Raw genomic sequence first — 9931 nt, 5'->3', positions numbered from 1 at the left:
GGTAGAAGGCCTGGAAGCCGAACGGTTTGGTCTTGGCCGCGTCGATGACCTTCCAGACGTCGATGTCCATCGCGGTCATGAGCACCTTCATCTCGTTGACCATGGCGATGTTGACGGCGCGGTAAATGTTCTCCAGCAGCTTCGCCGCCTCGGCGATCTCGGCGGTGTCGACGGGAATCACTTCGGCGATTGCGTGACGGTAGATCTCGGTGGCGAGCTCGCCGCTGAGCGGGTCGATGCCGCCGACAAGTTTGGGGATTGTCGCGGTGGAGTGATCCTTGCGGCCCGGATCCTCCCGCTCGGGGCTGTAGGCGAGGAAGAAGTCTTCGCCGACCTTGAGCCCGCCCTTCTCGAAGTGCGGGAGCATGACGTCGCGCGTCGTCCGCGGGTAGGTCGTCGACTCGAGCGTGATGAGCTGGCCAGACCGCAAAGTCTTGGCGATGTCGATGGCGGTCTGCTCGACGTAGGAAAGGTCGGGCTCGAGATGGTTGCCCAGCGGCGTCGGGACGCACGAAATCACCACATCCGCCTCTCCGAGTCGGTCCATGTCGACCGTCGCGTCGAACCGATCACCGAGCATGTCCGAAGCGAGCGTCTCACCGAGGTGGGCCAGATAGTTCCGCCCGGCGTGCAGTTGCTCGATTTTCTTCGGATCAACATCGAAACCGATGACCGGAAAGCCAGCGCGGTGAAACGCCGCCATCAGCGGCAGACCGACGTATCCGAGCCCGATCACACCGATGCGTGCGGAATTGTCGGCGAACTTGGAGCGGAGCGTGTCGGCGGGGCTAGGCATGGGCCGGGAACATACAGCACTAACGCAGCGCAAGCGATAGCTGTGGTTACACTGGCTGACATGCCAACTTGTGATCCATGGGATCGGCGGCGCCTGGACTTCGGCGAAGAACATCACGCGCGCGAGGCTCGCTGCGACCGTGCCATTGTAAGCACGGTTTTCATCATCACGCCCCTCGGCTTTTTACTGACCCTCGCGGTCGGGATCCATGCAACGATCACTCGCTGGCCTGTCGACGGCTGGACGGCGATCGGCTGGTCAGTTTTCGCACTTCAGTTCGGTTTCATTTTCGGAGCAGGCGCGGCGTTAGGCATCGCCCGCTTGATCGAATGGCGATATGCAAGGCTTGACACCTTTCGCTGCCGGTTGTGCGGCGACATCTTCCAACGGCGGGTCTTTTCCTGCCCCTGCTTTGAGCAATCAGAAGAATGAGCTACCCATCCATCGTGCCCTTCCACGCAACGAAGCCTTCGATGGCTTCGTACTCGGCCAAGCCCAGGGCGTCGTACTTCTGGGCGGTGTCGCGGGTGCGTTCCTCGGCGCGTTGCCAGAACTCGCGTTGGTCCTGGCCGGGAAAGAGGGCGCGATCTTTCTGCGACTCGTGCTTGAAGATGGCCATGCGTTTGCGTTTGACCTCGTCGGGGCTAAGCGGGACGGCCATCTCGATGTCCTGCACGTCCCACTCCTGCCAAGCCCCGCGGTAAAGCCAGACCTCGCAGGTGGCGTACCAGTCATCGTTTTCGCACTCCTTGAGCGCGCGGAGGATGGCGGCGAGGCAGGTGCGGTGGGTGCCGTGCGGGTCGGAGAGATCGCCCGCCGCATAGACTTGGCGCGGCTTGACCTTGCGGAGCAGATCGACGGTGATCTGGATGTCCTCTTCACTGAGCGGCTTCTTGCGCACCCGGCCGGTTTCATAGAATGGCAGATCGAGAAAGTGGATGTTCTCGTCGACCTTCACGCCGGAGAATCGGGCGGCGGCGCGGGCTTCGGTGCGGCGAATGGTGCCCTTGATCGCCTGGAGCTGCGGACTGTCGACATCGCCGGCTTGCTTGTTGGCAACGAACGCTTCGATGTCATGCTTGGCGGTACGGGCTGATTCGACGTCCAAGCCGAACGTTTCGGCGACCTCGGCGAGGAAGTCGACGTGACGAACCGCCGCAGCGTCGAAGACCGCGATGTTGCCGGACGTCTGGTAGGCGACGTGCACGTCGTGACCCTGGTCGCAGAGGCGGATGAACGTGCCGCCCATCGAGATGACGTCGTCGTCGGGGTGCGGGCTGAAGATGAGGACCGACTTGGGGAAGACGTCGGACTTGCGCATGACACCGGAGTAGTCGGGCTTACCGGGCTCCTTGCCGCCGGGCCAGCCCGTAATGGTGCGTTGGCGGTCCTTGAAGACTTCGATGTTGATGTCGTACGCCTCGCCGCGGGAGGCGATCAGTTCCTGCAGACCGTTCTCGTTGTAGTCCTCGTCGGTGAGCTTGAGCAGCGGCTTGTCGAGGGTGAAGGCGAGCCAGATGGCGGCCTTTCGGGTCATCTCCGCATCCCAGGTCTTGCCGGCATCGACAAGCGGCCCGGCAAGCCAGGGCATCTTGAACCGTGTCAACTCCGACGCGGCGGCGGGGTCGAGGACGAACCGCGCGTTGGGATGGTCTTGCAGGAATGACGCGGCGATCTGCGCGTCGACGTCCTGCTCCACGGCCTTGCGAACCACCGGCGCCTTGTGCTCACCGAAGCCCATCAACACGACCCGCTTGGCATTGAGGATCGTGGAGACGCCCATCGTGATTGCCTTGCGAGGGACGTTCCACTCACCGAAGAAGTCCGACGCGGCATCCATCCGGGTCAGCGTGTCGAGCGTGATCAGGCGGGTCTTGGATTCCTTGCTGGAGCCGGGCTCGTTGAAACCGACGTGACCGGTTCGACCGATGCCAAGGACTTGGAAGTCCAGCCCGCCGAACTCGGCGATCTTGCGTTCATATGTCTTGCAGTACTCGCGCACATCTTCCAGCGGCAGCCTGCCGTCCGGGACGTGAACGTTCTCCCGTTGAATGTCGACGTGATCAAAGAGGTGTTCATTCATGAACCGGACGTAGCTCTGCAGCTCGTCGGGTTGCATCGGGTAGTACTCGTCGAGATTGAACGTGACGACGTTGCGGAAGGAGAGATCTTCTTCCTGATGGAGGCGGATCAACTCGTCGTACACGCCGGTCGGCGTCGAACCGGTGGCGAGGCCGAGCACGGCTTGCTGGCCGGCATCGGCCTTGGTGCGGATCAGCTTCGCGATCTCGACGGCAACCGCCCTGCTCGCGGCACCGCTGGTTTGATACACCGTCACTGGCACGCGTTCGAGATCACTCGGCGGGGTGGCGACGATTTGGGCTTCGACCTGATTTTTCGACTGCTCGGCGGTGATCGACATGAGGCTGTTGGCGTTGGGAAGGTGTGTGGAAATCAAACCGACGCCATCACCGGCGTGCGGGGGCCGGAAGGCGTGTCGGTGTTGGCAAGGTCGGCCGATCGGGCGGCTTCGCGATTGACCACGGCCGCCTCGGCGAAGGTGCAAAGCGCCCCGTGTGACCCGCCACCGACGGCATCCGCGAACGCCCGCAGTTGCCGGGCGAATCGCACTTCGTGGGTCTCGACGGTGATCACCTGCGTATCGCCATCGACGGACTTGCGGAGGAGCCGGGCGGGTTCCATGTAGTCGTAATGCAGCGACGCTTCGGTGCCGATCACATCGACGGTAAAACGCTCGGCTTCGGCCCAACCGCTGCAGATCACACCGCCGGCGGCTTTCGAACCCACGCCGGCTCTCACAAGTACCGTCGCGTTGCTCTCGCCGCGTCCGGGCCAGCAATGGCTGTAGACCGCGCCGACCACCCGGGTCGGGCCCATCACGAACTGGCACAGGTCCAACGAGTGGCAACCGGTGTCGAGGAACGAGCCGCCGCCGCTGACGGCCCGGTCGCTCATCCAACGCTCGGCCATCGCGGGGAAGTGACAGGCGAACACGTTCTCGAATCGCACCGGACGACCGAGGTCGCCCTCGGCCAGAAGCCGCTTCATCTCGATCACCGCCGGCGCGAAACGATGGCAATACCCGACGCCGGTCGGAACGTGGGCGAACGTGTCAGCGAGTTCGGACAACTCGATCGCGTCTTCCAGCGTGTGCGCAAGTGGCTTTTCGGCAAGAACCGCGACGCTGTTCTCCAAGGCGAGCCGGACGATCGACAGCCTGGCGTTGGGCGGGGTACAGATGACCACGGCATCCACCGCATCGGTGCCCCGGCGGAGCAACGCTTCGGCCGACGCGAACGCTTCCGCGTCCGCATCGGCGGCCAAAGCGTGGCACGCCTCCGCCCGGGTGTCCGCCACGGCGGTGACGGAAACGCCCTCAAGTGATGATGCTGCCGAGAGATGCGCTCTTGCGATGCCCCCGGCACCGATGAGACCAAGCCTGATTGACGTCATGGTTATAGAATATCACCCGATGGCCCGACACGAAAGAACAATCACGGTTGCGTCGACGTTTCTCGCGATGGCTCTTGTCATCTGCCTTGGTTGTAGCCGGGCGGCTGCCGAGCCGGTTCGAGGCACATGGGTCACCACCACCGCCAACGACGCGATCGAGACGCCAGAGAACACCGCCGCCACGATGAGGAAGCTCAAGGAACTCGGCTTTAACACGGTCTACGTCGAGTGCTGGAAGAATGGCTACACCGAGTTCCCCTCCGACGCCGCCGAAGCCGTCACCGGCGTCCGCATGAAGATCAACGGACCCGGTCCGCAGCGCGACCTGCTGGCCGAAGTTGTCCGCGAAGCCAAGGCCAACGACCTGAAAGTCGTCGCCTGGTTCGAGTACGGCTTCATGGCCGCGTTCAAGGAAACCGACAACGAGCTGCGCAACAAGACCGAATGGCTCACCCACACCAGGGACGGCGCGTTCGTCGGTGAGCAGAACCCGTTCGTCTGGATGAACCCGCTGCATCCCGGGCCGCAGCAGTTCCTCGTCGACATCGTCGTCGAAGCCGTCGAGAAGTACGACCTCGACGGCGTCCAACTCGACGACCGCATCGCGATGCCGGTGGAGATGGGGTACGACGAGTTCACGAAGCAGCTCTACGCATCGGAACACGACGGAAAGATGCCGCCGGAGGATCCGCGTGACCCGGCGTGGGTGCAATGGCGTGCCGACAAGATCACCGAGTACGCCGACCGCTTCAGCAAGGCCGTTCGCGCCGCCGACCCGGACATTACGATCAGCGTCAGCCCCGCCCCCTACCCGTGGTCGTTGGAGAACTACGCATGTGACTGGGTCATGTGGGAGGGCCAGGCGTGGGACGAGTTCATCCCGCAGTGCTACCGCAGGGACTACCCCGCCTTCGAGGCCAACTGGCTCCAACAAGTCGAGGCCAGCAACCGCGACGACGATCTCATCGCCGGCATCCGTGTCGTCGGCGAAGGGCCGGACACGCCTTGGGAAGATGTCGAGAAGAAGATGGATCTCGCCGTCGAATTCGGCGGCGGCTACTGCATCTGGTTCAGCCGCGGCGTTCTGGAGGTGTATCCCGAGCAGTTCGGCGCATATCACGCCCGACAAAAGTCGGAGTGACTGCTTACCCCGCGACACTTTTCATGCGGTAAGCTCTCCCAATGACTTCCCTCGGTCTCGACATCGGTGGTACGCGTGTCAAGGCGGCCGTGCTGCACGAAAACGGGTCGGCGGAACTGCTCGGCAAGAGCCAACCCTATCGCCGGCCCGACACGCAAGCCCTCACCACCGCCGTCGGCGAGGTCGTCAACGGACACCGGTTCGACGCGGTCGGCTTGTGTTGCCCGGGGCTGTTGAGTTTCGACCGGACCACGATCGAGAAGTCGGTCAACCTGCCCGGCTTGGAGGGTGTGCCCCTCACCGAGTTGATCGAGCGGGCCACCGGTCGGCCGGCGGGTCGGCTGCGGATCGCCACGGACCAGGTTGCTGCCGCCACGGACTTCGCCTTCAGCCACCAGCTTCACGGCCGACTCATGGCCGTCAGCATCGGCACCGGCGTCGGCGCCGCCGTCCTTGACATCGACAACGACCACCCCCTCGGCCAACCCCTGCGGGTCGACGGCGATTCGCCGGGCCACTTCGGGCAACTCGACGTCACGATGAGCAGGAATCCCCCGATCGGCCCCGACGGTGGCGCGGGCTCGCTAGAAGCGTACATCGGCGCGCTGGCCTTGCACGGCCGAAAGCCGCAGACACTCCATGCGGGACACCGGTCCATCCGTGCGCTGGTTCGGGCCTTGCGAATCGCCCACGCCCTCTATCGCCCGCACACCATCGCCCTGCTCGGTGGCATCGGTTCACGCCTCACGCATCTGCGCCGTGAGATCCTTGCCGGTGTCAACGACCATCTGACCAACATTGCACGCCCTGACTGGGCGTTGGTCTTTGGCGATGACGATCACCACGCCGCCCGGGGCGTGGCCCGCCTCGCCGCCGCGTCCGACCCGTGACACGCCGGCACATGTTTCGCTGCCGTTCGGTCGACCGCTTGAATCGACGCGATTCGTGGTGGATACTCTTTCGGACCGCCACGCAAGCGTTGGCGATTTTTTGCGTTCACCACGAGGGCGAACGCGGGGTTTGGGACCGCAAGGAAGAAAGGCGAGCCATTTCATGGCACAACTCGTAGACGTATTCGGGACGGCCGACCTTGCGGGAGCGTTGGCATCCGCCGTGGAGGCACTCGACGGCGGCCGTGGCGTGCTGCTGCCGACCGAAACGCTCTACGGCGTCGCCGCCCGGATCGACGAGGATTCCGGGGCCGACCTGCTACGCCGGCTCCGACGCAAGCCGGAGAACCCGTTCACCCCGCATCTTCCCGACGCCGCTCACGCCGGCCGTTTTCTTGGTGACGTCTCCGACGTGGGCCGACGTGCGATGCGCAAACTCTGGCCCGGTCCGGTGTCGATCATCTTCGACGTCGAGTCGGAACGACGCACCGAAGTGGCCCAGGGCATTGGCGTGTCGGAGTCGGACATCTACAACAGGGCCGGCCAGGTGACACTGCGTTGCCCGGACAACCTGCTCGCGATCGAGCTGCTGGCATCGGCCGGAGGTCCCTGCGCGATAGGGCTGCCGCCGGGCGGTCCGTACTACGAAGTGCCGGGCGAAAAGGACCTCGAACAGCTCGGCGGCGACGTGGCCTATGCGTTCGACGCGGGGCCGACCCGATTCACCAAGTCCAGCACGACCATCCGCATCATCGGCGACGGCTACGAAATCGTCCGTCCCGGTGTCTACGACCGACGCATCATCGACCGGGCGCTCATGACCAACGTGCTTTTCGTGTGTAGCGGCAACACCTGTCGCAGTCCGATGGCCGAAGCGTTGGCGCGACGTGCCATCGCCGATGTGCTGCAACTGGAACCGGACCGGATCGGAACGGCCGGCTTTTCCGTGGGAAGTGCGGGCACTTTCGCGATGCACGGCGTTCCGGCAACGCCCGCTGCGGTGGTTGCCGTGGCCGACATGGGCGGCGATCTCACCCGCCACCGCAGCCGGCCGTTGAGCGTGGAACTGGTTCATGAAGCGGACGTTGTCATTACCATGGGCCGCAGCCACGCCGAGCAGGTCATCGGCCTCGTCCCGGCGTCGGCCGACAAAGTTCTCACCCTCGACCCGGACGGCGATATCGAAGACCCGATCGGATCAAACGAAGCTCACTATCGGACGCTGGCCCTGCGGATGCGTGAACTGATTCTTGATCGACTGAACGACACCGTGCTCCGCGACATGAAGAACGGCGGCACCACTCCGAACGGAAGGAACGAGTAATGAACGAAAGTCCCTCCCCACTGCGCCTGGTGGTCGCTTGTGACCATCGCGGGTTCCATGCGAAACAACTGGTCAGTGCGATGCTGCGCGACAGCGGGCACACGGTGGACGATCTGGGATGCGACGGCACCGCCGGCTGTGATTATCCCGACTTCGCCGCGCCGGCCGCACGGGGCGTGGTCGGGGGGAAATGGGACGCCGCGATTCTGCTCGACGGGTGTGGCATCGGTATGTCGATCGTCGCCAACAAAGTCCCAGGCTGCCGCGCCGCCTGTGCTCACGACGAGGTCACCGCCCGCATCGGCCGCGAGCACAATCACGCCAACGTTCTTTGCATCGGCTGCGACCTGATCAGCGAACAAACGCTGTTTTCCGTGATCCAGACCTTCCTGGAAACCGCCTGGGGCGAGGGTCGGCATCTGCGTCGCATCACGAAAATCGACACCCTCGAAAAGGAAGCCGCCACTGGCGCAATGCGCCACGCGGCGGGGTGAGTACTTACTGAAAAAGAAGCCGCCCGTGATGCGATCCATGTCGCACCACGGGCGGCTTCGTTACATCCACAGACGACTCATTTCATCGTCACTCGCCGACGGAGAGACGCTTGAAATCAACGAGCGTCGCGCCCTTTTGCTTGAGCATTTCGCCGATGCTGCCCTTGAACTTGTCAGGGTTGATGAACGGTTGATCGATCAAGGCACGCTCTTTGTAGAACGCCTGCATCTTGCCTTCGGCGATTTTCTCGGCAATGTCGGCGGGTTTGCCGGTGGCCTTGGCGGCTTCGACGGCGAGCTCGCGCTCCTTGGCGACCATGTCGGCCGGGAGATCGTCCTTGGTCGCGCCCAACGCCACGGTCGGGTTGGCAACCAGGTGCAAACCAAGGTCACGGACGACCTCGTCATCACCGCCATCGAGTGCGATCAGGGCGGCGACCTTGTTGGTGACGCTGTACTGGTAGTTGCCGACGTTGCTGCCTTCGACCACCGCCGTGCGAGTGATCTGGACGTTCTCGCCGGTGGACTGACCCGCAGCGACGAGCTTGTCCTTGATCTCAGCATCATTGGCGACGTCGAGGCCTGGGTCGGCCAAAAGCTTTTTGGTGACAAGGTCGAGCACTTCGCCGGCGACATCGCTCTTGGCGGTGAAGTCAGTGTTGCACTTGAGCTCGGCGGCGACCGCGCGGTTGCCCTCGGAAGCCGACGCGACGCGACCCTCGCCGGCCTCACGCGAAGCGACCTTGGTCTTGACGCCCATCTTGCGGGCTTCTTCCACGGCCTTCTCCAGATCGCCGTCCACGCCGGTGAGGAGCTTCTTGCACTCCATCATGCCGAGGCCGGTACGTTTACGGAGCTCGGCTACGTCTTTTGCGGTAACTGCCATAACAAGTGTCAGTGAGTTGGTGAGGGTTGTTTGCGGGAGAGATCAGGCACCGGCCGGAGCGGCTTCGGCTGCCGGCGCTTCGGGCGCGGGTGTATCGGCGGCCGCCGGGGTCGGTGCGGGTGTTTCGGCGGGCGTGTCGAGCTTGACCGACTTCTCGCCGGCTTCGTTGGTCGACTCGGTCTTGGTCGCCGGCGCTTGCTCGGCCCGGAAAGAGGCCCGCTCGCTACGACGCTTCGGGCCGCGCTCGCGGTCGCTCTTCTTCTCGACTTCCGGCGCACGGCCCTTGCGGCCTTCCTCGGCGCTGTCGGCGAGTTCGACCATCACGGCCTCGATCGCACGCATCGCGTCGTCGTTGCCGGGGATCGGCAAGTCGATCATGTCCGGGTCGCCATCGGTGTCGATCAAGGCGATCGTCGGGATGCCGAGCTTCTTGGCTTCGTTGACAGCGATCTTCTCGCGGCGGACGTCGACGATGAAGATCAGGCCGGGCATCTTCTCCATCTTGCGGATGCCGTCGAGGTTAGTCTTGATCTTCTTGCGCTCACGGCTGAGCGTGGCCTTCATCTTCTTGGAGTAGGTGTCGATCTCGCCGGACTCCCACATCTCGTCGAGCTCGCCGAGGCGTTCGAGGCGGGCACGGATGGTGCGGAAGTTGGTCAGCGTCCCACCGAGCCAACGCTCGGTGACGTGGTGCATGCCGCACCGCTCGGCCTGGGTCTTGACCGGGTCGCGGGCCTGGCGCTTGGTGCCGACAAAGAGGATGTCCTTACCGCCGGCGGCGATGCGTTGAATCAACTGCTTCGCACGAAGCAAACCTTTGACGGTTTCCTTGATGTCGATGAGGTGGACGTTGCCCTTGCGGCCGTAGATGTACGGCTCCATCTTCGGATTCCACCGGCTCACGGGGTGGCCAAAGTGCACACCGG

Annotated in this window: 10 protein-coding genes; 5 read left to right on the top strand and 5 right to left on the bottom strand. The window is 63.9% G+C overall.

All coding sequences use genetic code 11. The features are described 5' to 3' along the window. Positions 1–796 (bottom strand): nucleotide sugar dehydrogenase (locus AAGD32_17800; protein MEM8876102.1); only part of this gene is annotated, 796 nt, incomplete at its 3' end. 60 nt (positions 797–856) lie between these two features. On the opposite strand from AAGD32_17800, the gene AAGD32_17795 reads away from it, so the two are divergent. Continuing rightward, a complete protein-coding gene (locus tag AAGD32_17795) occupies positions 857–1228 on the top strand; it encodes a hypothetical protein (GenBank protein MEM8876101.1) in 372 nt (123 codons plus the stop codon). 1 nt (position 1229) lies between these two features. On the opposite strand, the gene nagB is transcribed toward AAGD32_17795, so the two are convergent. Next, a complete protein-coding gene (gene nagB, locus AAGD32_17790) occupies positions 1230–3218 on the bottom strand; it encodes a glucosamine-6-phosphate deaminase (GenBank protein ID MEM8876100.1) in 1989 nt (662 codons plus the stop codon). Between the two features lie 32 nt (positions 3219–3250). Beyond that, positions 3251–4270 carry a Gfo/Idh/MocA family oxidoreductase gene (locus tag AAGD32_17785; protein MEM8876099.1) on the bottom strand — a complete coding sequence of 340 codons (1020 nt, stop codon included), beginning with the start codon at positions 4268–4270 and terminating at the stop codon, positions 3251–3253. A gap of 67 nt (positions 4271–4337) precedes the next feature. On the opposite strand from AAGD32_17785, the gene AAGD32_17780 reads away from it, so the two are divergent. The 4 genes from AAGD32_17780 to AAGD32_17765 all read left to right on the top strand — a co-directional run bounded on the left by AAGD32_17780 (position 4338) and on the right by AAGD32_17765 (position 8119). Continuing rightward, the gene (locus tag AAGD32_17780) at positions 4338–5411 is read left to right on the top strand and encodes a family 10 glycosylhydrolase (GenBank protein MEM8876098.1); all 1074 of its coding nucleotides are present in this window, start codon (positions 4338–4340) and stop codon (positions 5409–5411) included. 41 nt (positions 5412–5452) lie between these two features. Continuing rightward, positions 5453–6301, top strand: a complete 849-nt coding sequence (locus tag AAGD32_17775; GenBank protein MEM8876097.1) for an ROK family protein — start codon at positions 5453–5455, stop codon at positions 6299–6301. 163 nt (positions 6302–6464) lie between these two features. Continuing rightward, a complete protein-coding gene (locus AAGD32_17770) occupies positions 6465–7625 on the top strand; it encodes a Sua5/YciO/YrdC/YwlC family protein (protein MEM8876096.1) in 1161 nt (386 codons plus the stop codon). Further along, positions 7625–8119 (top strand): RpiB/LacA/LacB family sugar-phosphate isomerase, encoded by a 495-nt coding sequence (locus tag AAGD32_17765; GenBank protein MEM8876095.1) that lies wholly within the window; start codon positions 7625–7627, stop codon positions 8117–8119. The genes AAGD32_17770 and AAGD32_17765 overlap by 1 nt, the downstream gene beginning before the upstream one ends. Before the next feature lie 88 nt (positions 8120–8207). Here the strand turns inward: AAGD32_17765 and tsf are convergent, their stop codons facing one another. Both tsf and rpsB read right to left on the bottom strand, forming a co-directional pair. Beyond that, positions 8208–9005 (bottom strand): translation elongation factor Ts, encoded by a 798-nt coding sequence (tsf, locus tag AAGD32_17760; protein ID MEM8876094.1) that lies wholly within the window; start codon positions 9003–9005, stop codon positions 8208–8210. A gap of 42 nt (positions 9006–9047) precedes the next feature. Continuing rightward, positions 9048–9931, bottom strand: an 884-nt coding sequence (rpsB, locus tag AAGD32_17755) for a 30S ribosomal protein S2 (GenBank protein ID MEM8876093.1), incomplete at its 5' end; no start/stop codon positions are given.

The organism is Planctomycetota bacterium (assembly GCA_039182125.1).
Lineage (GTDB): Bacteria > Planctomycetota > Phycisphaerae > Tepidisphaerales > Tepidisphaeraceae > JBCDCH01.
Note: the sequence above shows the minus strand (reverse complement) of the source record. Positions and strands in the feature narration are given on the sequence as shown.